23 protein-coding genes and 1 pseudogene are annotated in these 24196 nt (G+C 48.6%); 5 read left to right on the top strand and 19 right to left on the bottom strand.

What is annotated here, in order from left to right; genetic code table 11:
- Window positions 1-145: 145 nt before the first annotated feature.
- The 7 genes from HMPREF9623_RS07040 to HMPREF9623_RS07015 all read right to left on the bottom strand — a co-directional run bounded on the left by HMPREF9623_RS07040 (window position 146) and on the right by HMPREF9623_RS07015 (window position 7338).
- Entirely contained in the window at window positions 146-1345 is a 1200-nt protein-coding gene (locus HMPREF9623_RS07040; protein ID WP_195891214.1) for a glycosyltransferase, read from the bottom strand.
- A gap of 20 nt (window positions 1346-1365) precedes the next feature.
- Window positions 1366-2298: a 3-oxoacyl-[acyl-carrier-protein] synthase III C-terminal domain-containing protein gene (locus HMPREF9623_RS07035; RefSeq protein WP_009533203.1), complete on the bottom strand. Its 933-nt coding sequence runs from the start codon at window positions 2296-2298 to the stop codon at window positions 1366-1368.
- Between the two features lie 509 nt (window positions 2299-2807).
- On the bottom strand, window positions 2808-4100 hold the full coding sequence (locus HMPREF9623_RS07030) for a F390 synthetase-related protein (protein ID WP_009533202.1): 1293 nt from the start codon (window positions 4098-4100) through the stop codon (window positions 2808-2810).
- Complete coding sequence (locus tag HMPREF9623_RS07025) at window positions 4097-4900, bottom strand: MBL fold metallo-hydrolase (RefSeq protein WP_009533201.1); 804 nt, start codon at window positions 4898-4900, stop codon at window positions 4097-4099. The genes HMPREF9623_RS07030 and HMPREF9623_RS07025 overlap by 4 nt, the downstream gene beginning before the upstream one ends.
- Entirely contained in the window at window positions 4897-5880 is a 984-nt protein-coding gene (locus HMPREF9623_RS07020; protein WP_009533200.1) for an NAD-dependent epimerase/dehydratase family protein, read from the bottom strand. The genes HMPREF9623_RS07025 and HMPREF9623_RS07020 overlap by 4 nt, the downstream gene beginning before the upstream one ends.
- 263 nt (window positions 5881-6143) lie before the next feature.
- The gene (locus tag HMPREF9623_RS12010; protein ID WP_306697222.1) at window positions 6144-6242 is read right to left on the bottom strand and encodes a hypothetical protein; all 99 of its coding nucleotides are present in this window, start codon (window positions 6240-6242) and stop codon (window positions 6144-6146) included.
- A 103-nt stretch (window positions 6243-6345) separates the two neighbouring features.
- Entirely contained in the window at window positions 6346-7338 is a 993-nt protein-coding gene (locus HMPREF9623_RS07015; RefSeq protein ID WP_009533199.1) for an AraC family transcriptional regulator, read from the bottom strand.
- Between the two features lie 185 nt (window positions 7339-7523).
- Between HMPREF9623_RS07015 and HMPREF9623_RS07010 the strand changes: the two genes are divergently transcribed.
- Genes HMPREF9623_RS07010 through HMPREF9623_RS06990 form a run of 5 tightly spaced genes read left to right on the top strand, consistent with a single transcriptional unit; the run spans window position 7524 to window position 13830 of the window.
- Window positions 7524-8135, top strand: coding sequence for an MptD family putative ECF transporter S component (locus HMPREF9623_RS07010; protein ID WP_009533198.1), 612 nt, complete (start codon window positions 7524-7526; stop codon window positions 8133-8135).
- Entirely contained in the window at window positions 8132-8866 is a 735-nt protein-coding gene (locus tag HMPREF9623_RS07005; RefSeq protein ID WP_009533197.1) for an energy-coupling factor transporter transmembrane component T, read from the top strand. The genes HMPREF9623_RS07010 and HMPREF9623_RS07005 overlap by 4 nt, the downstream gene beginning before the upstream one ends.
- On the top strand, window positions 8863-10374 hold the full coding sequence (locus HMPREF9623_RS07000) for an ABC transporter ATP-binding protein (RefSeq protein WP_009533196.1): 1512 nt from the start codon (window positions 8863-8865) through the stop codon (window positions 10372-10374). The genes HMPREF9623_RS07005 and HMPREF9623_RS07000 overlap by 4 nt, the downstream gene beginning before the upstream one ends.
- Window positions 10367-12124: an ABC transporter ATP-binding protein gene (locus HMPREF9623_RS06995; protein WP_009533195.1), complete on the top strand. Its 1758-nt coding sequence runs from the start codon at window positions 10367-10369 to the stop codon at window positions 12122-12124. Before HMPREF9623_RS07000 ends, HMPREF9623_RS06995 begins: the two co-directional genes overlap by 8 nt.
- A complete protein-coding gene (locus tag HMPREF9623_RS06990; protein WP_009533194.1) occupies window positions 12121-13830 on the top strand; it encodes an ABC transporter ATP-binding protein in 1710 nt (569 codons plus the stop codon). The genes HMPREF9623_RS06995 and HMPREF9623_RS06990 overlap by 4 nt, the downstream gene beginning before the upstream one ends.
- 125 nt (window positions 13831-13955) lie before the next feature.
- On the opposite strand, the gene HMPREF9623_RS06985 is transcribed toward HMPREF9623_RS06990, so the two are convergent.
- The 12 genes and pseudogenes from HMPREF9623_RS06985 to HMPREF9623_RS12250 form a co-directional block, all read right to left on the bottom strand.
- Window positions 13956-14405 (bottom strand): Hsp20/alpha crystallin family protein, encoded by a 450-nt coding sequence (locus HMPREF9623_RS06985; RefSeq protein ID WP_009533193.1) that lies wholly within the window; start codon window positions 14403-14405, stop codon window positions 13956-13958.
- Window positions 14406-14685: 280 nt separating this feature from the next.
- Window positions 14686-15156 carry a GNAT family N-acetyltransferase gene (locus tag HMPREF9623_RS06980; RefSeq protein WP_009533192.1) on the bottom strand — a complete coding sequence of 157 codons (471 nt, stop codon included), beginning with the start codon at window positions 15154-15156 and terminating at the stop codon, window positions 14686-14688.
- Between the two features lie 234 nt (window positions 15157-15390).
- Window positions 15391-16887 carry a carboxypeptidase M32 gene (locus HMPREF9623_RS06975; protein ID WP_009533191.1) on the bottom strand — a complete coding sequence of 499 codons (1497 nt, stop codon included), beginning with the start codon at window positions 16885-16887 and terminating at the stop codon, window positions 15391-15393.
- A 70-nt stretch (window positions 16888-16957) separates the two neighbouring features.
- Complete coding sequence (locus HMPREF9623_RS12100; RefSeq protein WP_009533190.1) at window positions 16958-17767, bottom strand: (deoxy)nucleoside triphosphate pyrophosphohydrolase; 810 nt, start codon at window positions 17765-17767, stop codon at window positions 16958-16960.
- A 248-nt stretch (window positions 17768-18015) separates the two neighbouring features.
- Window positions 18016-18522 carry an EXLDI protein gene (locus HMPREF9623_RS06965; RefSeq protein ID WP_009533189.1) on the bottom strand — a complete coding sequence of 169 codons (507 nt, stop codon included), beginning with the start codon at window positions 18520-18522 and terminating at the stop codon, window positions 18016-18018.
- A 242-nt stretch (window positions 18523-18764) separates the two neighbouring features.
- A pseudogene (locus tag HMPREF9623_RS12160) lies at window positions 18765-18878 on the bottom strand (arsenate reductase family protein); the annotation flags it as partial.
- An 84-nt stretch (window positions 18879-18962) separates the two neighbouring features.
- Window positions 18963-20177 (bottom strand): ABC transporter permease family protein, encoded by a 1215-nt coding sequence (locus HMPREF9623_RS06960; RefSeq protein ID WP_009533188.1) that lies wholly within the window; start codon window positions 20175-20177, stop codon window positions 18963-18965.
- Window positions 20170-21060 carry an ABC transporter ATP-binding protein gene (locus HMPREF9623_RS06955; RefSeq protein ID WP_009533187.1) on the bottom strand — a complete coding sequence of 297 codons (891 nt, stop codon included), beginning with the start codon at window positions 21058-21060 and terminating at the stop codon, window positions 20170-20172. Before HMPREF9623_RS06955 ends, HMPREF9623_RS06960 begins: the two co-directional genes overlap by 8 nt.
- A 13-nt stretch (window positions 21061-21073) precedes the next feature.
- Window positions 21074-21841: a hypothetical protein gene (locus tag HMPREF9623_RS06950; protein ID WP_009533186.1), complete on the bottom strand. Its 768-nt coding sequence runs from the start codon at window positions 21839-21841 to the stop codon at window positions 21074-21076.
- Window positions 21838-22362, bottom strand: coding sequence for an RNA polymerase sigma factor (locus tag HMPREF9623_RS06945; RefSeq protein ID WP_009533185.1), 525 nt, complete (start codon window positions 22360-22362; stop codon window positions 21838-21840). The genes HMPREF9623_RS06950 and HMPREF9623_RS06945 overlap by 4 nt, the downstream gene beginning before the upstream one ends.
- Window positions 22363-22751: 389 nt before the next feature.
- Window positions 22752-23597, bottom strand: a complete 846-nt coding sequence (locus tag HMPREF9623_RS06940; protein WP_009533183.1) for a CPBP family intramembrane glutamic endopeptidase — start codon at window positions 23595-23597, stop codon at window positions 22752-22754.
- A gap of 300 nt (window positions 23598-23897) precedes the next feature.
- The gene (locus HMPREF9623_RS12250) at window positions 23898-24176 is read right to left on the bottom strand and encodes a class I SAM-dependent methyltransferase (protein WP_083826786.1); all 279 of its coding nucleotides are present in this window, start codon (window positions 24174-24176) and stop codon (window positions 23898-23900) included.
- Window positions 24177-24196: the final 20 nt, after the last annotated feature.

The following is a 24196-nucleotide window of genomic DNA, read 5'->3' as shown; positions in this document are numbered from 1 at the left end:
TGTTAGTGGTGTATAATTGCTATGTCCTACACGAATAACACTGTTTTATCCGTCCATCTGTACAAGTTTAAGCCCTTACTTTTGTACATTTTTATGGAATTGCCCTGTCGGTTTTTTGCGTGTTCCTTACAGGGCAGTTGTATTTTTATAAGTATACGGCTTTTCTGTCCGGATATCCTGTAGAGAAGAGCAGTTTCGAAATTTCCCGGCAGGCCTGTGTCGTCCCGTCCGCGGCGCGAAGAATCCGCCGGTATTTTTGTATCTGCGGCCACCACGCGCGCCGCCGTTTTTCGATTTCCTCTGCGGTGAGATCGCCAAGATTTCTCACATAGAGGCCGAACTTCTTTCGCTCCGCCACCAGCGCGGTCAGCTTCTGCTCCTCCTGCTGCGGCCGGCAGAGCTGAAAGATTCCAAAGTATAAACTTTCATAGACGCTGTTTAAACCGCCGTGATTCACGAAGAGACGGGTCTTCTTGAGCAGTGAAAGTTGCTCCGTGCGGCGCACAAAGCTAAGCCGCTCACTTCCGAGGCGTTTTTGTAAGTCCGCTGCGGCCCCTCCCGCGCTCACAATCACCCTTTTTCCCCGAAACAGCGGGCTCTGTAAAAGCGTCTCCAGTTTACCCGCGCGCGCCGCAAAAATACTGCCGAACGAGAGGTAGATATCGCAGTCCTCATAGCGGATATCGGGCTTCAGGCGGTCTCGAATCGTGGTTCCCACAAAGACAAAGGAGCGCGGAAAGCTCCGCACAAAGGGTTGAAATTCCGGGGGCGTAAAGACCAGCGTCTTATCGCCCGCATTGACAAAGAGATCCAAAAGATGACAGCGTGGCAACCCTTCCCGCCTGCGAAAGTGCCGTTCGCGCCGGTATAGCTCTAAAAATTGCGGCAGATGCCGTCCGATCAGCTTTAGACTCGGGAGCAGCAAATTTGTCCCAAGTAACACAGGCAGATTGTAGGCGAGGGTCGTGCAGAGACAGACGGACGGCACTCTGAATTGTTTCGCGAGGTTCTTTCCGAACGAACACATCGAATCATAGAGCAAAAGATCCGGCGGATTCTCTCGGATTTCCCGCCTGTAGCGCAGATAGCAGCGCCGGTTCAGCGCGAGCAGTCCGCGGTAGAGCGAGAAAAAGTCCGCCGTCAGCCGGTCGAGCGGATAGCGCGAAAAGTCCACACAATAGGGATGAAAGTGCGCGCCCGTCGCCGTGACCAACTCCCTGTACGTTTCGGTGCAATACCAGTCTACCCGAACGCCTGCCCTGACAAGCCGCGCGAGCACCGGGTACACAGCCTGCAGGTGCCCGTATGCCGGGGTCGAAAAAAAGACCACCCGTTTGCCTCTCATTGTCCTTTGCATCTTCTGCCTCAGAGCTGTAACAGCAGCAGGTTGCAAGTGAGTCCCGCCGCAGTCCCGCAGAGAAGCACCCGATCTCCCTCCTTTATCCTGCCCTCCTCAAGTAGTGCACAGAGCACATAGGGAATCGAGGCCGAGACCATGTTGCCGTATTGCCTCACCCGGTCCACATACTTTTCCGCCGGAATGCCGAGGCGGCTCATGATAAAGGGCAGTGCCTTGCTTGCCTGATGCGGCACGATGATATCGACCTCCGAACAGGAAATGCCGCTCTTTTCCTCAAACTCCCGGAAGAGTTCCGGCAGCTTTTTCGCACTGAGACTCAAGATGCTCTTCCCCTTCATGTCAAAGCAGTAGTCCGCTCTGTCCTCCGTGCGGTACTTCATGGCGGAGTGCAGTGTCCCGCCGCCGCGAATCTCAGTGGAATGCGCCCCCTCGGAATAGGTGCGTATAATGCTGTCCATGACACCTTGCTTCTCGTTTTCCGTGCGGCTTATGACAAAGGCCGCGGCGCCGTCCGAAAAGAGCTCATAACTCTCCTGCTGCGCCTCATTTAAGCCCTCAGAGGCAATATCGCTCGAGACAATCAGAACATTCCGGTAGCGTCCCGCAGCGATGAGATAGGACATCATGTCGAGCGCTGTCACAAAGCTCGTACAGGTCGAGTTGATGTCCATCGCGGGAATATTTCTGCCTTTTGCGAGCTGCTCGTGAATTAAGGCCGCATTGCAGGGAATGGGCTGCATCATAACCGCACTCGCAGAGACGATGCAGTCAATCTCCTCGATTTGCATCTTCGCTATCGCAAGGGCACGCCGCGCCGCCTTGACCGCCATATCGAGTTGCGTCTCGCTCCCGTTTGCGCGGTAGCGGCACTCCCCGTGAAATTCCATCGTGTTTTCCGGCGCATACTTTCCGTAGCCCGCAATTCGGATGTTTCTCATCTCTGCCTGCTCTCCTTTCCAAGTCCAACGCTTCCGTCTTGTTTCGCAGTGCTCACTCCAGCGTCTGCTTCGGTTTCAACTTTATCTTGCATTGCTACAATGTTCTCATTTGCATTGCTCACTTCTTCCTGCGTTTCAGGATGCACTTCACCGCTTTTCGCAGATACGCTTTTTCGTTGCTACGCTTCTTTTGTTTGTATCATACACAGGAAGCACGGCAGTCGCTTTGCCATTCTCCCAAATCCATGCCTTCCGACTGTGACGGAGGACGCCCGGGTGGCGGCGACAAAGCGCTTCGGCAGCGATTGTTTGCCGTACACGGCACGACTGCCCGATTGCGCCAAACCCACTATAAGCTCTCGGAATCACTCGGTTATCCGTCGACACATCTTTTCTAAAACCTCCCGTTTCCGCTTCGCACGCCCACGCTGTCTCCCGGCGACATATCTTTTCTAAGCCGCTCATTTCCACTCCGCGCGCCCACGCTGTCTCCGAACGGCACTTCTTTTTTAGTCTCCGATTTTCCGCTCCACGCGCTTCATCTTTCTCTGAAAATCGGACACATAGGGCGCAAACGCGATTTCCGGGCAGTGAAACTTCATCTTTTCCGCGAGGCGCGCAAATTCCCGCCGAATTTGCGCTGAGGTAGCGGAACTTTCCCGCTCCAGAAAGACCGTCACATGCGCTTTGCCATCCTGCAAGACCTTATAATTTTGCACTCCTTCCGCATAAATCACGCAGCGGCTTATGAAGTCCGGAAAGACCGCGACCTCTTTTCGACGAATGCCCGCAAAATAAAAGACATCGTCTTCTCTTCCCTCAATGTATCGAATCAGAGTTGCCGGATTCCCGCAAGGGCAGTGCCCCTTTTTCTCAACCAAAATGTCATTCAGGCGGTAGCGGACGATGGGCTGCGACTGCCGCGTAAAGTCCGTGACGATGGGCACAAAGCGGTGCGCGTCCAGATACTCTCGTTCAATCAGCACAAGTTCCTCGTTTAAGTGAAAATTCCCGCATTCGCAGACATAGCCGAGGAAGCCCTCCGTACACTGGTAGGCCTGGTGGATGAAGGGAAGCCCGAATTGTACCTTTAGGTAGGCGGCATCCTCCGCGCGCAGCACTTCCGCGACCGAGATTACTTTTTCGGGATTGATTCTAAGTTCTCCGCGCTCCATGGCCCGCGCGATGCCGAGTAAGACCGACGGCGGCGCGACCAGCAAAGTCGGACGGTAGTCCGCGAGTTCCGAAAGATTCTCTCCCATGTCTCTCAGGAGGTCAAAGTAGCGAAACCGGATCAGCTTGGAATCGATGGTCTCGTAGAGATTATTGTCCGCGCGAAGAAAAAAGGCGATGCGGTGCCCGAAAAGTTTTCCCTTCGGCAAAAACTTGGCGAGCACCGTTCCCGCCCAGAGCGCCCGCTCCCTGTCGCTCACCAAAAAGAGTCCGCGTGCCCCGCTGGTTCCGGAGGACAGCCCCACGGAAATAACACCGAGTTTCTCCGAAAATTCCCGCTGCTTTTCGCCGTCAATTGCGAGAGAAAGTGCCTCGTCCCGGTCTATGCCGACACAATTCAGCGCATTGAAATGCTCCATCATGAACTCTTTGTTCATCAGGGGCAGTTTCCGAAAGTCTTCGAAGCTATGAACGGAAAGCGCCTTAAAATACGGGGAATGCTGTTTTAAATAGGCGAGTTGCCGAAGCACCCGCTGCTTTTGATAGCTTCGCAGCGCCTTTCTCGTACGGAAGCGCCGTAAGTAGCGCGCCCGGATAAAATACCAAACGACCGCCAAACGCTCTCTCATCCCCGGATGACCTCCTCGATTCCGCGGTCATGGCTAAAGCAAAGCCGTATGCCGTCCGAGCGCATGCGCGAAAGAATGCGATCGTTTTCCCGATAGGCGCGCATATCATCCTGCACAAGCCGCGCAAGAAAGCGGAGTTCGTTTGCCCGCCCCACGAATTCGTTGCCCCAGCTTGCATCCGCCCCGAGAAAGATCTTATTTTCTATCAGACAGCAGAGCTGCCCCCGCGCGTGTCCGTCCATCTGCGTTAAGAGAAGGCTCCCGTCCCCGAAAAAATCGCAGTAGGAAAAATACGCATTCTTCTCTTCCCGAAGCTGCTCCCGCCGAAGCACCGTGCAGTGCGCCGCAAACCAGGGCGGTAAGAGTCTTTGAAAAATCAAATCCCCAAGTCGGTTGCGGCGATAACGCAAAAAGGCGTCCCGGCTCAGCACAATCCGCGCCGACTGAAAGTGCTTCACGCAGCCGATGTGGTCCGGATGCAGGTGAGACAGAAAGAGGTAGCTTATCTCCTCCGGCTGAATGCCGTCCGCCATCAGCTGATTCCGAATCTCATCCGCTGGGCGCACAGAGGTCGGATTCAACAGATGGTAGAGCCGCCCCTGTAACCCTAAGGTAGAGATTTCACTGCTATAGCCGGTGTCAAAGAGGAGATAGCCCTGTCTCGCGTGCCGAATTAAAAAGACGCCCGCTGGAAACTGCCGCTTTTCATGCGGGTATCCCCGAAACACCGTGTGCAAATCGTTGGTGCAGTATCCGCAGGCATAGTAGCGAATACTCTCAACGGACTTGAACGCTGTCATCGCTCTCCCTTCGCATACTTCCGAATTCCCGCGCGTAGGCTGACAATAGGCCTGTAGCCGAGTTCCCGCTCTGCTTTCTCGATGTTTAAGGTCTGACTGTAGCCGAGCGTACATATCGTGTAACGCGTAAACGGCGGCTCTCCGTTCAGACGGAACAGACGGTAAACCCGTTCCGTCAAGCTCGCGACGCCGTACAGGAAGCCGAGCGGCAGGCGCAGGTACCGCGGCTTTTCGCCGAGCGCCCGAAAAAGTTCCTCGAGAATTGCCCGAAATTCCCGCGGTTCGCCGTTCGTGATGTTGTAGACCTCCCCTGCCGCGGCCTCGCTCTCGATTGCAAGCCGCAGGGCGAGCGCTGCATTTTCCACGCAGGTGATGTCCACGAGATTGTGTCCACCCCGAAAGAGCGGAATGCCACTCCGCCGGTTTGCTTTGATGAGCCTCGGGATAATGCTGCTGTCTCCGACGCCGAAGAGGCCCCGCGGGCGTATGATGACACAGGGAACGCCCCGCTGCTCCCGCAGCACTTTCTCCGCCAAAATTTTGCTCTCGATATAGTAGTTCAGACAATTCGAGGCGTCGCAGTCCGTTTCGCGTATATTCAGGCGGTCGCATTTCCCGGCGTAAATACTCGGCGAAGAGACAAAGACCAGGCGCTTTACTTTATTTTGTTTGCAGGCGCGGATGACCCGCTGCGTGCCGCGCACATTGGTCTCCATAAAGTCGGAGCGCTTGCCCCAGACCGTAGAGAGCGCCCCCGCGTGAATCACAAAGTCCACGCCCTTTGTCGCCGCCGTGATATCCTCCTGCCTGCAGAAGTCCCCGACAAAGAGTTCCGCGGCTTCCGCGCCGTCCGCGCGGAGCGCTTCGAGTTTATCCCGCTTTCTCCCGAAAGCGACCACTTCATAGCCGTGCGCGAGCAACTCCCGAACCACATAGCGTCCCAGGAAGCCGTACGCGCCGGTCACCAATACTCTGCTCATCTTCCTCCCCGCTTCTTTCAAAATACAAAACCCCGGCCGCAACAACGCGCAGCCGGGGCAAAGCAACTACGCCTACAAAATCAGACCAAACTCTCCTGTGGAACGGTTTGCAGCATAATTACATCCATGCTTATCAATACGCTATTTATCATAACGGTTCGGCGAGGCTTTTTCAACACGGCAGCTTTTTCATTCTCAGTGGCATCCGTTCCACCTGATCTCGCGTTTGTTTTCACACAATCCTGTTTCAAACAATAAACAAATTATTCTTCAATCAGAATGGTCTTCTTCTCCGGCAACTTTGCCTCTATCTTCTTCGGGATGCTGAGTTTCAGGACACCCTGTTCAAACTTGGCTTTCACATCCTCTCATCCCCGGTTGCCGACGAATTCAGTCCCTTTACCAGACGCCTCGCAAGGTCATAGGCACCGCAATATGAGAATACTTCTTCTCTGTTACGAAAAGTCAGCCTTCTCTTCGTCCGAGAGAACCGTCGTATTTCCTATGTGCCATTTTGCGATATTCCGATGGAAACAGCCCTGTATTGGTTTTGAAATTTGCCGCAAATCTTCCGGCATTGGAATACCCGACAGCCGAAGCAACCTGCTCGATTACAAGGTCTGTAGAGACCAGAAGCATTTCCGCGTGACGCATGCGTCGCTGTTGGATGTATTCGGAAATCGTACAGTGATAGGTTTGCTTAAAAAAGGTCTTCAATTTTGTGGTGCCCATACAGGCGATTCGTGCAAGCATTTCCAGCGGAAGCTCCGAGTTGAAATGATCACTGATGTATGAAGCAACATTACTCAAGGCATCCATGTCCTGCTTAGATATTCTTCCGCAGCTATCATTTTTGCTGTTCTTTCCACGTTCATAAACAAGAGAGACTGCTTCCGCAACCTTGGCCTCATAAAACAACTTTGCCGGTATGCCTTCTCCTCTATACTCCCAAACCTGACGCAAAAGCTGTGACATTTCCGGGAAGTCGAGTGTTTGCCCAACGCGACTGAATGCCTCCTGCGGAGGAATGTAGTCATCCGGGTAGCTTTCCCGCAGATACTTTTCATAATATGCGGGAAATACTTCAATTCCCACGGAACGGATCGGAATATTCTTATGCATCATAGATCGATATACCTCATGTCCCCCGTGAAAGGTTTTGACACACCCTGCGGTTAAGCGGTGGTAAGGGTTCAACTCCTCCCCGGACACAGAGTCATAGTAGGTAATGCTTAAACACTCCGGCGTAGTCAGGGATATCAAATGATCCTCGAAAAAATAGAAATCGTGGATTTTAATATCAAACAAATCTTTCTCTCCGTAGACCCAGTAATATCCGCAGGCTACGCCCTTTGGAGCGAGGTACACTTTTCCGGCAGGGCTGAAGTTGTGTGTTGACTTACTCTCAACAAAACCGCTGCGGGTAAGCCACTCTCTGTAAAATTCGTTGACTTCCATACGCAATCCCCTCGAAATCATACATATCGGACGCGATTTCATACGCATCAGACAAACCGTTCTCAACTGTATTGTTTTGCTTTTCCTGATTTTTTATACTGTTTTTTGATTAGTTAAATCTAATACTATACTACCACCGCGTCTCTTGCACTGCAATGTGTACACTGAAAGGGAGGGCATTTGTTATGACAAGCGAAACAAACCGCAGGAAACAGAAACTTACAGTCAAGGATCTTATTACAGTCGGTGTCTTTTCCGCCATCATATTGATATGTATTTCCTTGAGCGGGGGGCCCTTTGCAATGTTCCCGGCCCTGACCTTTTATTTTCCGGTAGGCGCGGCGCTTCTCGCCGGACCGGTATATCTTTTACTGGTCGCAAAAGTGCCAAAACCAGGACCGATTTTTATTGCGGGGCTGATGATGGCAATCTTCTGCTATGTGACCGGCATGCATATCGGCATGAGCATCGGCTATCTGGCCGGAAGCGCACTGGCCGATCTGGTGGCAAGGACCGGACGCTATCGAAATATAAAAATCAACATTCTCTCCTACATTGTTTTCTGCCTCGGCGGAACCGGGTCCTATCTTGCGTATTTCATCAATCCGCAGGCCTGGGTAAGCCGGATGTCGGAAAAGGGCACACCGCAGGAATATCTGGATACAATGGCAGCAACCGTCAACCATTGGATTTTGATATCCATGTTGGCAGGCACTGTTTTGGTCGCCTTATTCAGCGGTTTTGTCGGCAGTCGACTGTTAAAGAAACAATTTGAAAAAGCGAGAATCACGGCATGATACGAAGTGCGAACACAGAAAGCCGTCACGGGCTGTCATTTGATCCCCGCACAAAAATTATTCTGCTGATTCTATGCGTGATTTCAGCGATGATTGCGCCCTCTCTCTCCTATGAGAACTTACTCGTTTTTGCGATTACCATATTCGGGTGCGCAAGCGGGAAAACACGCGAATCACTGTTCCGGGCAGCCTTTTACGGCGTCTTTTACCTGCTGACAACACGGATTATGTCGCTTGAAAAAGGAACGCTTTACACGGTGTTCACATCCTGGCTCGGCTTGTTTTATACGGTCTTCCCTTGTGCTTTTCTGGCAAACATTATCATTTCCACGACGAAGGTCAATGAATTCCTGACCGCGATGAACAAGGCACATATTCCCAAGCAACTGGTTATTCCGTTGGCGGTCATGCTTCGGTACATTCCCACAGTTTGTGAGGACTGGGGGTATATCAAGGACGCCATGCGGCTCAGAGATGTAACCCCCTCCTTGTTCGGCTTTCTGAAAAACCCGGTCATGACGGTGGAATGTCTCTATGTCCCTTTGCTGATGGCAGCTTCCAATGCAGCAGATGAACTCTCTGCCGCCGCAGTGACTCGCGGGATAGAGAACCCAACGCCACGCACCTGCCTTCTTGAGATTCGCTTCCGAGGAAGGGACCGTATTGTCACAGTTCTTGCAGCTTGCATTTTTGTGCTGGGTCTTATTTGGGAAAGGATTGTGTCGCCATGATTACGTTTCAGCATGTATCTTTTTCATATGACTCACATAGGATGCAGGCGAAAACACATAGAACTGAGGGTTTACATGACATCAATTTCACGGTGAAGGACGGAGAATGCGTCCTTCTCTGCGGGAAAAGCGGCTGCGGAAAAACCACCATGACGCGCCTTGTGAACGGACTTATCCCGAATGTCTATCCCGGTAAGCTGACCGGGAATGTTCTGCTTGACGGACAGAACCTTTCGGAACTTCCGATGTACGAAATCGCATCCCTTGTCGGTTCGGTGTTTCAGAACCCAAAGACACAGTTCTTCAATGTGGATACAGACAGTGAGATTGCGTTTGGCGTGGAAAACCAGGCCTTGCCCAGGGAACAGATTGCGCAAAAAGTGGCTGCCGCCGCAAAGATTCTGGAGATTGAAACTCTGCGCGGAAGGAATATTTTCTCTCTTTCGGGCGGAGAAAAGCAGAAGGTTGCTTTTGCCTCTGTATATGCCATGAATCCCATGGTTTATCTTTTGGATGAACCATCCTCCAATCTGGATATGGAGACAGTTGATGCTTTAAAAACTCATCTCAAAGAGCTTAAGTCTCAGGGAAAAACCATTCTGATTGTCGAACACCGCCTCTATTACCTGATGGATATCGTTGACCGAATCCTTGTATTGGATGAAGGGCAGATAACAAAAAATTACTCTGCCAAAGAATTCCTGACCTTGACAGACAAAGAACGCCGAATGATGGGGCTCCGAACCACCGACCTGCGAAAAGAGCTTCCCGAGCTAATTGCGAAGAAAGAACAGGAAAACAGTCTGGAGCTCAAAAATGTTTCCCTGTTCTACAGGAAAGAAACCGTGATGAGAAATATCAGCGCAAAATTCTCACGGGGCGAGGTAATTGCACTTGTCGGGAAAAACGGAACCGGTAAAACGACCTTTTCGCGAGCCCTCTGCGGATTGCACCAAGAAATCAAAGGAGATTTTTTCCGGGATGGCAAAATCATCTCAACAAAAAGGCGGCAGAAAATTTCCTATATGGTCATGCAGGATGTGAATTTTCAGCTTTTTGCAGAGAGCGTGGAAGCAGAATGCTCCTTCGGCATTCGTAACCCGAATGCAGCTCTGATCGCAGAAACGATGGACACGCTGAATCTGACCCCCTTTGCCGAACAGCATCCCGGTACGCTTTCCGGCGGACAAAAGCAAAGACTGGCCGTCGCTGTGGGACAGATCTGTAAAAAAGAACTGATTGTCTTTGATGAACCTACCAGCGGATTGGATTATGAGAGCATGACAAGCGTCGCCAAAATAATCCGCACCCTCTCCGAACAGGGGAAAATCATATTTGTTGTGACACACGATTATGAATTTCTTTGCAGGACATGTAGCCGCATACTTGCTTTTTCCGACGGTGAAATCAGCGACGATTTAAAATTCCGAGCGGATAACAAGGCACAGATAGCGCAATTGTTCTTTTCTGCCGTGGAGACAAATAGGGGAGGTGATCTGTTTGAATAAGGGAAGAGAAAAACCGGTCAAATTACTTCTTACATGGGCCGGTAGCGGCAAATGGTACTTATTTGCCTCTGTCTTGTGTGCATTTTTGAGCGGACTGCTTGTAATCGGACCGTATGTCGGCATTTATCGCTTGATGGACACCGTCCTACTGGGAACGCTGACAAAGAAAGAATTGACGGACAGCATCGTTCCGGTAACCGTCACAACTATTCTCCGCATGGTCCTGCTTGGTCTGTCCGGCGTGCTCTCGCACAAAGGTGCTTATAACACCCTGTTTCGGGTGCGCTGCATGCTCATAGAACACCTGGCGAAGGTTCCGCTTGGATATGTCAACGAGCGGAGCACCGGTGAAATCAAAACCGTCTTAAATGAGAACATCGAGAAGTTAGAGTTATGTCTTGCACATAACATTCCGGAGCTTGTCAGCTACCTCACCGGTCCTATTGTTATTTTCGCTTATCTCATGACGGTGAATGTTCCGCTGGCACTCATTTCCCTGCTTCCTCTCCTTTTGGATATTCCGGTGATGATGGCGGTGTTTCAAAAAATGTCTGATATGTTGCCGGAGGCCAACGAGTCCCTTGCCGGCTTCAATTCCGTCATGGTCGAATACATCCGCGGAATGCGTCTGATTAAGGCATACCGGATGGGCAGCAAATCATTTCAAAAATTCAGAGAAGCCATTCTCGACGGAAACAGAGCGTGGAACAGAATCTCAAAAAAGACTGCCCCTTTGTATGCTGTCTTTATTCTGATACTGGAGTCCGGACTTTTGCTGATTGTTCCACTGGGCGGAAGACTTTTCCTGCGCGGAACGATCACAGGCAGCGTATTTCTCCTGTTTACCTATATCGGTTCCTTGTATTTGACGGAATTGCTCCCGCTTCAGCAGCTTTCTGGCAATTTCGCGCAGGCGTTCAGCGGCATTACAAAAGTAAAAGAAATACTGGAACTTCCAGTTTTTGAAGGCGGAGATGCTTTCCCCGAACGCCGTGATATCACACTAAAAGGCGTGCGCTTTTCCTATGACAGAAAAACAAATGTGCTTGAAAATTGCAACCTGTGCATCCGCGAAGGCGAAAAAGTCGCCGTTATAGGCGCCTCCGGCGCGGGTAAAAGCACGATTGCCGCACTGATTTCCCGTTTCTACGACCCGGATGACGGAGAGGTTCTGATCGGAGGAAAAAATGTCAAAAGCATTCGATACGAAACACTCCTTGCGCATATATCTCTCGTCTTTCAGAAGACTTTCCTGACACGAGACTCTGTCTTTGACAATATTCGCATGGGGATGAATGCTTCTTTGGAGCAGGTTAGAGAAGCTGCACGTGCAGCACAAATTGACGATTTCATCATGTCCCTCCCCGACGGATATGACACAAAAGTCGGAAGTTACGGTTCCCGCTTTTCGGGCGGTGAAAAGCAGAGAATTGCCATTGCACGGGCAATTTTAAAAAATGCGCCGATTTTGATTCTGGATGAAGCGACAAGTGCCGCCGATCCGGAAAATCAGATGGAGATTGACAAAGCAATCCGGAACCTCTCCAAGGGGAAAACCGTCCTCATCATTGCTCATCGACTCAGTGTGGTCGGTATGTGTGACAAGGTTGCGGTGGTAGAGAATCATACGATTTCCGATATCGGCACACATGATGAACTGCTTTCGCGCAACAACTATTACCGAAGAAGTTGGGAAAGCTATGAATCGGCAAGGTCTATCACCTATGGGAAAGGAGGAATCGGAGGATGACAGATAAAAATCTTTTCCGTAAGAATGCCCTGTTTTACCGCGGTCTGATATTGACCGTTTTGGAGGGACTCCTTTCCGGAAGTAACTATATTGTCATTTACGCAGTGCTCAAAATGCTGTACGACGGTACTGCTTCTATGCAGCGCATCTTCAGTCTATCCGGCCTCGTCGGAGCTATCTTTGTGATACGACTAGTCATTTACAGCATTGGCTATACACAGAGCCAAATCGGTGGCGCCGAGGTGTCTAAAAACATTCGTCTCGGCCTTGGCGATAAGCTTAGGAAGCTTCCGTTATCCGGCTTTACGGAAAAGCGCGAAGGTCAATACATCAATATTATGACGGCAGATGTCAATAGTTATGAACAGATTCTGACGCATAAACTTGCCTCTCTTGTGAAAAACGGGATTCTGTCCGTAATCGTGATTTTCTTTATCGGTGTTCTGTATTTCCCGGCTGCGGTCATCCTACTGTTTTCTCTTCTTCTGTTGCTCCCCGAAATGTGGCTGTCGTTTCGAATTGTGGGAAAGTACGGTAAGGAAAAGAATGCCGTTACGGCCGAGGCGGTAGGACAAATCGTCGAGTACATCGACGGAATTCAGGCCTTCCGGGCCTATGGAATGGGAGGCACTAAAAACAGAAACACAACAGCTGCCCTGCGGAAATTCAGCACAGTCAGTTATCAATATGAAGCACACGGGATTCCGGTTAATTTTGCTTTTAACATTGTAAATTGGCTTACCGTTCCGCTGATTATGTGGATTGGATTCATCCCCTGGCAATCCGGAGCCATCCACGCAATCAATTTCCTGTTTCTGTGCATGATGCCGATGGTTTTAGCAAAGCTGACCGCTGCAATTTCGGTTGACATGTTCAGTTACAGGAATCTCCTGATCTCAAAAACAAACATCCAAAACCTGTTGACAGAAAAGGAAGAATCAAAGAGCAAAGATATCTTTTCGCCTAAAGAGCACGGCATCTCCTTTCATGATGTGTCGTTCTCTTATGTGGAGGGAGAACCTGTTCTGAAAAAAATGAGTTTCGCAATACCGGATCACAAGCTAACCGCAATCGTGGGTGACTCCGGATCAGGCAAATCAACAATTCTGAATCTGATTGCGAAATATTATAATCCGGAAAGCGGGGACATTGACATCGGCGGACAATCGATCCGCCATGTCAATGCGGAAGATGTACTGGATATCCTCTCTATGGTCGATCAGGACACGTTTCTGTTTCATGAAACAGTACGGGAGAACATACGCCACGCAAACCCTTCCGCTACGGATGAGGAAATAGAAATCGCCTGCAAAAAAGCGAACTGTGACACATTTATCCGAAAAATGAAAAAAGGGTATGATAGCTCCATCGGTGAAAACGGCAATCTGCTTTCCGGCGGTGAGCGACAGCGACTTTCGATTGCTCGGGCCATATTGAAAAACAGCCCGATTCTGCTTCTGGATGAGGCAACCTCCTCTTTGGACATTGAGAATGAACTCGCTGTCAAACAGGCAATTTCAAATCTGCTGCAGGAAAACAAGACCGTTGTGATGATTGCTCATACCTTGTCTGTTATAAAAAATGCCGCCCAAATCCTCGTCGTGGCAGACGGAAAAGTTGCGGAGTCCGGGACCCATGAGCAGCTTTTAAACCTGGGAGGTAAATATACCGCCATGTGGAATGCCGAACAGGCCATTACGGCATAAAAACTTAAGCTAAATCCAGAAGTCACAAAAAAGCTGCCGCAATACTGCGGCAGCTTTTTCATTCTCAGTGGCATCCGTTCCACCTGAACTCGCGTTTGTTTTCACACAATCCTGTTTCAAACAAATTATTCTTCAATCAGAATGGTCTTCTTCTCCGGCAACTTTGCCTCTGTCTTCTTCGGGATGCTGAGCTTCAGGACACCCTGTTCAAACTTCGCCTTCACATCCTCTTCTTTCACATGTGTGCCCACATAGAAGCTTCTCTGCATGGAACCCGAATAGCGTTCCTGCCGAATCAGCTTGCCATCCTGATCCTTCTTCTCTTCGTCCAGCCCCTTTGCGGCACTGACCGTGAGATAACCGTTGTTCAGCTCCACCGCGAGCTCATCTTTCTTGAAGCCCGGCAGATCAATGTCCAGCTCATAGCTGTCCTCTTTCTCATGCACATCGGTCTTCATCAACATTCTCGCGCGGCGTCCGTACAACTTCCGATCCGTCTGATCTGCCCCTTTCAACGCCGGGAAATCAAACCAATCATCAAATAAATTCTCACCAAACAGACTCGGTACTAACATACTCTTACCTCCTTAATAGTCCTCGACCGTAAGGTCGAAGCTGATTTAGGGGAAGGAGGGTGAACTCTCTTTTGCTTACTCTCTGTTCCTCTTTACAGTGCCCATTATACCTCTTTTATTAGCACTGTCAATAGATGAGTGCTAATGATTATGTGAACTTATTGTGAACTATCGCTCTGTTTCTCAGGTGACTGCACGACCTCTTTTGATTGAAGCCGCCTGCACTTTCTATGATTGGTCGGAGTTCTGTCCCAAACGCTTCTGCACGCTAAAACGGTCTTTATTTCCCTAGGTACTTAATATAAATCTGGCACGGATTCCACTCATCCCATAGAGTCGGAAAACACTCCAGCTCCTTGTAGCCCATCGCCAGATAAAAACGATTGGTAATATCATACTCCTTGTAATGTCCCATCTGAACCGTTTTTACCTGGGAGTAGGTGTAGCCCAGCTTTTTGGCCATCGTTTCATAGGTCGCATTCAATTTTGATCCGATTCCCATGCGATGAAATTCTTTTTTGACGCCCATCACAAAAACATCCGCACAATCCGCGCTCGTCGCGTTCAACACCATATAGCCGGCAATTTTTCCATCCGCATAGCAGACCAAAAAAGGTTTGTCCTGCGAATCCGTAATATATTCCTCCGTGCTCTCGGGTAATCCAAACCATTCCGGAAGAGCATAGAGTATTTCTCTTGAGATTGTCTCCTTCTCTTTTTGATCGGTAACTTCTTTTACTTCAATTTCCATCTGTTTCGAACCTCTCATTCAATCAATCAAAGCAACAACAAACAACCAGCATTCACGGAAGCTTTTCATGCGCCCGCCATTCTCAAACCACGCGGTATCACTTTAACATCGGAACATAAGAGCAGGTGCTCTGCGGCTCTCGGCAGAATACAACTGAAAACAGTATTCGGAAAAGGACTGCAAAGCACCTGAAAGAAAGCGCTATTCCGTTATATTGCCTGATCTGTATCTCTCTTACAGCTGATACAGCTTTGTATACTTCTCTTCGATGTAGTCGAGGAAGTAATTCACATCAAAGTCCTCGCCCGTGACCAGCTTCATGAGTTCGGGCGCGTCATAGCGGCAGCCGTATTTGTGGATGTGCTCCTTTAACCAGCCCATGACCACATCATACTGATTGTTCTCGAGCAGCTTGTCCACGTCCAGCTCCTTCCGCATGGTGTGCACAAACTGTGCTGCAAACGCCGTGCCGAGCGCATAGGTCGGGAAGTAGCCGAAGCTGCCGTCAGACCAGTGCACATCCTGCAGGATGCCGACCTTCGCATTCGGCACATCGACACCAAGGTACTCCTTGTACTTCGCGTTCCAGGTCTTGTCGAGGCCCTCGGTCGAGATGGTTCCGTTAAAGAGCCCCTTCTCGATCTCATAGCGAATCAGAACATGCATCGGATAGGTGAGTTCATCCGCCTCGGTGCGAATAAAGGAGGGCTTGGACGCATTGACCGCTTTCAAAAAGTCCTCAAGACTCACATCGCCGAGCTGTTTCGGGAACTGCGCCTTGAGCTTCGGGTAGTGGTAACGCCAGAAAGCCTCGGTCCGCGCCAGATAGTTCTCGCAAAGACGGGACTGGGACTCGTGCATGCCGGAGGAGATGCCCTCCGACAAAATCGTGCCGTCGTACTTCGGATCCACATCATGCTCATAGTACGCATGTCCAACTTCATGAACCGTCGAGAAAATCGCCGAGACCACACTGTTCGGGATATACTTGGTCGTGGTGCGGCAGTCGTTCTCGCAGGTCGAAGATGTAAACGGGTGCTCGGACTCATTCTGATAGCCCCAGGAAGGATCAAAGTGCAGGTAGGTAAGAAGCTCGTTCATAAACTTCTTCTGCTCTTCGACCGGGTACTCAAGGTGCAGGAAGTCCTCGCGAATCTGCTTTGCCGCCGTCACCTTGCGGATTAACGGAACCAGACGTTCTTTCAGCGCCGCAAAGAAAGCGTCATACTTTTCCTGCGTCATGCCCGGTTCAAAGTCGTCCAGCATCTGGTCGTAGACAGATTGATCGCTCTCGCGATAGCCGTACAGCTTCTTCTGGCTCTCAATGACCCGCTTTAAATAGGGCTCAAAAATCGAGTAATCCGCCTTGGACTTTGCGAGAATCCAGGCATCAAAAGACTCGTTGCAGAGCTTCTGATAGGCCACAAACTCTTCCTTCGGAATGCACATCGTGTCCATCACACTCTTATAGTAGAGCTGCACAGCGCGCTTTGTCTCGGCATCGACCGCCGGATCGTCCTTTAACTCCTTTAAGAGTGCAATGATCTCCGGGTCGGTCTCAAGGCTAAAGAGCTCTCCCGCGAGATACGAGGATCGCTCATCGCGGTAAGCCGCACCGGCGCTCGGCGCGACCGTCTGCTTGTCAATACCAATGATATTGAGTGCCATTCTGTAGGCAGAGCATTTAAAAATCCAATCGCGGTACTGTTTCAGTTTTTCCTGTGTCGTCATAGATGCTCCTTTCGAGATAAATGTGAATCGTATCGAGTAAAATCCGAACCTTAGGTTCAAACTTGAAGCCTTAGCTTTTCCCCGCCTTTGCGAGCAGCAAACTCTCCAACATGACGCCGAGCAAGGACTGCGCCGAAACGGAAAAATCAGGCGCCGTGATTCTCTCGTTAAAATAGGCAACCCCGCGGTCATGGTCGAGAAAGCCGTTCCGAACCAGGTACTGTTCCGCCTCATCCAGCGTGAAGGCCGCCTCGCGTAATCTCGCATCTGTAAAGCCGTTTGCGTAATGCACGCTCTTCATGATGCGCTTTAACTTGGTGGACGGGTAGCGCTCTCCCAGTGCAAGCCTAAGGCGGGATACCAATGCCGAGAAGTTCTGCGTCTCCGGCACAGGTGCATGAAACACGGTCTCGGGGAGGATGTGCTCCTCGCAGAGGTGCCGCAACAGTCGAAGTGCCTGCGTCCGCAAGAGATCCGGCTCTCCCATCTGTGACTCGATATTCCGAATGAGAGAGATGTCCGCGGGAAGCCAGGGCACCGTGTATAAGTCGGCTTTCGTGAGCCATCGGCCGTCCTCGGCTTCCAGTAGCTTCGGCGCGCCGCCCGAAAGCTCGCACCAGAAGCAATCCATGGAGAGATGAAACGCCGGGTAATCGTACTCGACGGTCTCGATCAAGTCGCCGAGCACAATATTCACATCGAGTTCTTCCCGAATCTCACGCAGAAGCGCCTGCTCCGCACTCTCTCCGGGCTCCACTTTTCCGCCCGGGAACTCCCACTGTCCCTTGAATTTCCCGTATCCTCTGGCTGTCGCAAATATGCTCTGTTTCTCCCGCAGCGAATCACAGATGACAGCTGCGACTACTTTGACTGTTTTCATAACTTCAGTCTATCATGTTCTGCGCCAATAGCAAGACAGGGGCGGTCTCAGCCGACATCATGCGCTAAAATACGAGCGGAAGGTAGCCTCATGATTCGTTTGAAATTCGGCATTCTTAGAATTTGCCGTAATACAAGCAAATTTTGAGTAATACCCCCGGTAGTTGCCAAGGGAAATTCGAAAATAAACACAAAGCTATCTCATTATTTGCTTGTTATAGTTCTATGAATCTAGTATTTATACCCAATCTAAATATCCAAAAACTCATAAGGCTTTTCCGAAAGAGAAGATTCGCAGCACTCGGCAAGATACGCATCTTTCTCCTTTAGGCTCTCTATGTCCGGATATACGTTTAACACTCTGTCCCCCAGATTCCAAAAATCATGTGACCAAGACTGCGGGTTTTCCCATACGTGTGGATTTCCTTTCGCCCAATTCGGAAGCTCCCTGCGAACCTTGGTTGCCACTGCAAGCTGCCCTTTTGCAGTTTTATAAATCGTGTCAATCCTTATTCCACCGTCTACCGGACGTTCTACACGAGCAATCTCCATTCCATAGAACATTACCTTTCTTCTTACCCCTTTTTCATAGAGGTTTAACTCAATCTTGTCATATCCTTCGCTTTTGTTGCGTTGAACACTTAGAAAGTCCTGAAGTGCCTGTATCACAGCGGCAGAAACACTTCCGGCGTACTTGGCAGCATCATCAAATAAGTGTAGATCTGCTTCTGCAACATAAATATTTTTTGTGGCCATAACCATACCTCCTTATTTTTGTAACTTGTATCTGAAGTTTAGCATCTATATGACTATGAGCATGATTATAATCATATTGAGGTATTTTGTCAAGATAGTCACCTCCTTATACTATTTAACAAATAAGTGCGAGGAAATATGCAAACGAAATCATTCTTGCGCCATAGCAAAAAAGAGCCGTGCAAGCCGTAACCCACAGCTTGCAGAGCTCTTCTGCACACATAGCCCCTGTTAGGAACTTCTCACAGCAACTTTTCCGTCCACTCCTCTTCTTTGAACCCCGTCAGCGCGAAGTTCTCTCCCACCAGCAGCGGCCGCTTCACCAGCATGCCATCAGTCGCGAGCAGCGCAAACTTTCATCTGTATTCAAAGCCTCTCGATTAAAATTCCACAGATACAAGCGGAAGCTCAGAACAAAATTGTCTCGGCAGTGATGTCTGCTAGACCTGATGCCTCTTGAATAATATCCCGGCTAAGGGAAGGAACAGGGCTATTATGATCGCATAGACCATTACAATCACAAAAAAGATATCCCCCACAGAATTCCCCAAGCGATATGAAATATAATAACTATATCTTGAAAGTCCTGATGTAGCCATGGCAGGCAGCCAGGCATTTGTTTTGCTCAGCGAGAAAAACATCGGAATAAAAATAATCAAGACATCAAGAATGAGCACCGCAAAAGCTGATTTCATTTTTGCCGAGAGTAGCAGGGTTATTGCAATCAGCCCGACTAAAACAATATAGGCAATCAGAATGATAAGCAAATCCGCCTGCGCAAAAGTCAAATTGTACGGGCTGCTGATATAGGCAATCTGCACAGGGAGCGCTCCCCCCTCTGCTCCGAAGGTCAGCAGCGGTAGCAGCAAGGCAATTACGGCGTTTACGGCAAATACAATGGTGCCGAACAGAAATGCAACAAAAATTTTCGCGCTGATAATCTTGTTCTTTCCATACCGCGTAGAAAGAATCACCGCATCCGCTCCTGATTGGTATTCACCCGCAAAAATCGGAGCGACCACGATGCAGATGCCTAATATGCAGATAATCAGCATATCGGCTGTTTCACCAAAGCTTGCCCAACCGAGTGCATAGCCGTACGCAAAGGGGAAGGCAAGCGATAAACTCTTTTCTCTCCAATAAGTCTTTTCATCATCGCTTAAATCCTTATTGTTTTTGATCCGTTCATCTATTGTATCCTGCCTTGTTTCATAAAATTCAGCGCCATTCTCAAGATCCACGGATAAGATATTGGCCGCACCGTATTCATTGTTGCTGTAGGCATTTCCGATCATATTCAGATAGGATTGCCTTGGCGCAAAATAACGATAGTATACTTCATCGGTAAACGATGTTTCTCCGCCGCGCTGGGTCATTAGATTCGCAGCATCGGAATACTTGTTCTTGTATTCTCTCATATCATCCGTGATGCGCTCTTCCGTTAGGCTTCCGTTTAAAATTTCATCGTATGTTTTTTTTCGATACGAAACCGCCTCACCGCGTGTCAGCATTGTACCGTTTGCATCCCAGATCTGATATTGCAAAAACGGCAGGCAGAAAATGATCGAAGTCACAAATACACAGAACAAAGTCACTGCTATCGTAAGTCTTTTTCTGCAGAGTTTAATCCACTCCAGTTTGATCAGTTCAAGCATTCTTTAATACCTCTCTTTCTTCTCCCTGAAAGTGGTATAAGTACAAATCTTCCAATGTCGGCTCAACCGCCGTTGCATCGGATTGTGGTCTCTCATCCGCTACAATCCGAATCACAGCAAGTTCAGAGGAAGTGTGGTGCAGATTAACAATGGTATATCTCTCATTCAGATTATTTAAGCTCTCTTTCGTAACGGTACAGGTCCAAACTTTTCCGTCTATCTCATGTGCTAATTCCTGTGTCGAACCGGAGAGAAGAAAACTCCCCTGTTTCATCAGAAGGATATGATCGGCAATGTACTCCACATCCAAAACAATATGTGTTGATAAAATTACGATTTTATCCTTTGCAAAATCGGCAATCAGATTCCGAAAGCGAGCACGCTCTTTCGGATCAAGCCCTGCCGTCGGTTCATCGAGTATCAATATTTTGGGATTCCCCAAAATGGCCTGCGCAATCCCCAGACGTTGTTTCATTCCACCGGAAAAGGTCTTAATTTTCCGATCGGAAACACTCTTTAGAGAGACCAATTCAAGGAGTTGTCTTGTCTGATTTTTTGCCGCAGTTTTGGGAATTCCTTTCAGAGCAGCAATGTAATGCATGAATTCTTTTGCGGTGTAATCGGGATAATAGCCGAAATTCTGGGGCAAATAGCCCAGCAATGCGCGGTAGTTTTCTCCCATGGCGCTGATTCGGTTTCCGTTTACTGTTATCTCCCCGGAGCTCGGGGTCAGAACATCACAAATCATTCGCATCAGAGTGGTTTTCCCTGCACCGTTTGCACCGAGCATTCCATACGTACCGGGGCGAAAAACCGCACTGACGTGATTGACAGCAATTTTTTCTCTATATTTCTTTGTCAAACCCTTCAATTCCAATTCCATACGAACCCTCCTCTCATGCCATGTGACGGAAGCAGAAATCCTGCGCGCATCTTTTAAGCAACAAATGACACGCAAGCACAGTTAACATCAATGCGAGCACAAAAGCTGTATACCAAGCCAGCATCAGGGTTGTATCATAGATTTTGGGTTCCCAGTTTGAAAGATAAAAAAATACGATCATAACCAGTCCACACCATCCGGCACAACCATATACATTGGATCTGATCGAAAAATAATTCAGTATGAACAGACAACCAAACGCCGTGAAAAGAAAAGGAACAAACAAAAACATGAAAATATGCGGCATTTCCAATCCAAATCTGTGAGCGGTCAGAAAACCAAGCAAAGTCACGGACAGCAGATCAAAGAGTCCTATAATTGTAATTCGTGAAATCACAGCTTGACGCAAGGTGAAACGAGTGGATAACTCAACCTCTGCGGTTTCATAGAGAAAAGCTCGGGATAGCTCTTGCGTCCAAGTCAAGAAAATCAGCGGTGTAAGCGTAGACATCACGCCGATTGTGCTTGCGGCTTCCCGCTTTCCTGTGAGCAGAGAGGCACAGAAAAGCAAAATCACAAACTGGATCAGCCAAACCCGCTTTCTGATAAACGAAAACTGCGACAGGAAGAAATCAAGGAAAGAAGCGTTCTCTTCCGTGTATTCGACTTTGCGCATAATAGCTCGTGCCTGCCGTATTGTCTGTTCAATCCTCTGTTCGTCCGGGGATGGAGAAATCTCGGAATAGTATTCTCTGATACTCGATTCAAGCTCGTTTTTCAAAACCCGGAACCTCCTTTCCTAATATCCTGCCGCAAATGTTTCATTGCTGCTCTCAAACGATACATCACTGCAAATCGGCTGATTCCCAAAGTCTTCGCGATTTCATTGACCTGCAGCTCCAGGTAGTATCGCAGCAACAAGATCTCCTGCTGGTCCTTCGGCAGCTGATTCATGTATTTGTGTAAGGTAATCCTGTTCGCAATCTCAGCTTCTTTGTCTGCCTCAACAAAAGAAATATTCTCCAGTGTTTCATCTGACAAGGGCAGCGGCTTCATCCGTTTATGCCAGTTGATACATAGATTCCGGGCAATCGTATAGAGCAGTGCTTTCGGCTTACCGCGGTCAGAGTAATGAGACAGACTGTTGATAAAACGCAAAAAAGTTTCTTGCGTCAAATCTTCCGCATCGGATCGCTGTTTTGTCCGCCAAAAGCAATACCTGAATATATCCGCATAATTTTCCCGGATCATTTCTTCAATGTCGTCAGCAGACAGTTCCGACAACTTCACTTCATCTGCCACTTTTTCACCTCCTTATACTGCTTAACAAATGAGTGCGGGGAAGTGTGCAAACAAAAGCTCAAACTTTTGTCAGCGCTTATCAGCGCCTATAGGTATCGTTGAAGCTGTCACACGCCAACACAGCGGGAAGCTCGCCGTGGCGCAGAAAAAACATCAAAATCGGAATCTTGCTGCCGTTAACGGATAAATCAAAATAAACTGTAAAAATGTGAAAAATATGGATCACATACAAAGAAGACATGGTTTGCAGTCCTCTGGTAGAGTGAGGTTGCGAGACAACACTCAGAAAGGATACTACAAACCATGTCTGATCTATATGATGAAAATCCGATAAAAAGGGGGTTATCTTTATTTCTTGTAAACCAGAAAAACTATCTGGCATGTTTTATTCATAGGCCGGAGCATTTTTTATGTTGCACAACAAAACACCATAGCAGAACGGCTATAAATGATATGGATTGGGCGATGGAAATCCTCAAAACCATAAGTTCGTCTGCACCTGTAATGGAAATAACGTGAAATATATTAACGATTGTATTATTGAAAAAATGATCTCCCATTGCCATATACAGATTTCCCGTCAATTTAGTTATCATCGCAAATTTGAAGCCAATCAAGCAAGTTGTAACAGCCAACATAACAGAATTAGCAATCAATCCTTCCAAGCTCATTGTACCGTCACAATAATTTCTAATCGGTGCCATTATGTGCCATAGGCCAAATAAACTCGATGCTATTACAGCGGAAATGATGCAGGTATATCTCTGTTCAAGCAGCCTTGGGAACAGTCCCCGAAATATACCCTCTTCCATCACAACGTTGATGATATTTCCAATCATACAAAATGCAAAGAAAACCGGAGCCGTTCGATGACCAATATTTCCATCCACGGCATAAGCACTTACATATAAAGCAAGCCCCGTAAATTTTCCCTGCAAAGCAAGCATTAAAACCTCAGCCGAGTATGCAAGTATGAACGTTACAGCTCCAAAAGCCAATCCCTTCGCTATATATTGAATTGTTTTATCTTTGTCGAAGCCGATTTCCTTGGCTTTGAACTCAAAGAGTTTTATACCCGCAAAAAGAATGAAAATCCCGGCCAGTTTATGTACAAAGGCCTCGCCAAATATTGTTTGATCTGTTCGCAGTATAAAGCATTCAATTGCGCGGAATGTATAGCAGATCAGATAAATTTTCAGCACAGCGGACAGCGGTTTTCTTTTTCCATTCATCATATGATTCCCTTGTTATAACAAACACTTTATTAAACACCTGTTCCTCTTATTGATAATGCTATTCTTGTTTGATACAGCCATCCTGTATCTATTTCTACGTCTAAAGCCCCTTACTTTTGAATGAAGAAAATTATTTACTGTCCGCACAAACATAAAATGTGCTCCTGCCCGCCCCTTCTCTTATGATAAGCCCTTCCTATTCCGGGATCATGGGCCAAAGCTTTTGTCTGACGAATAAATCCTGTCGGCCTTTGTACTCGTGGATCTTCGCAACAGCGTTTAACATACCTGTATCCCCGGCTATGTCGTAGAATCGACTGTAATCAAACAATTTCCCCATTCCGCATAAGAGGTTTTTATCCTCATATACCTGCTGTCAAGACCGCATCCAATGTGCATTACCAATGCGTCTTTGTTCTGCTTCAACATTCTGTCTGTCCAATCATCAAAGAATCGATCCCTTATGGTCATGTTATAAGCCAGCCATTTCGACCTGGATTTTCCGTGAATCGGAAATGCTTCTTCCTTCCAGATCCTTTCGGCTAAAAGATCGTTCAAAATAATACCCTGTTGACTCACCTTTTATTTTCCATATAAAG

The sequence above is a fragment of the Stomatobaculum longum genome (genome assembly GCA_000242235.1).
In the GTDB taxonomy this organism is placed as follows: domain Bacteria; phylum Bacillota; class Clostridia; order Lachnospirales; family Lachnospiraceae; genus Moryella; species Moryella longum.
The sequence above is the reverse complement of the archived record's forward strand: the minus strand, read 5'-3'. Positions and strand labels throughout refer to the sequence as shown.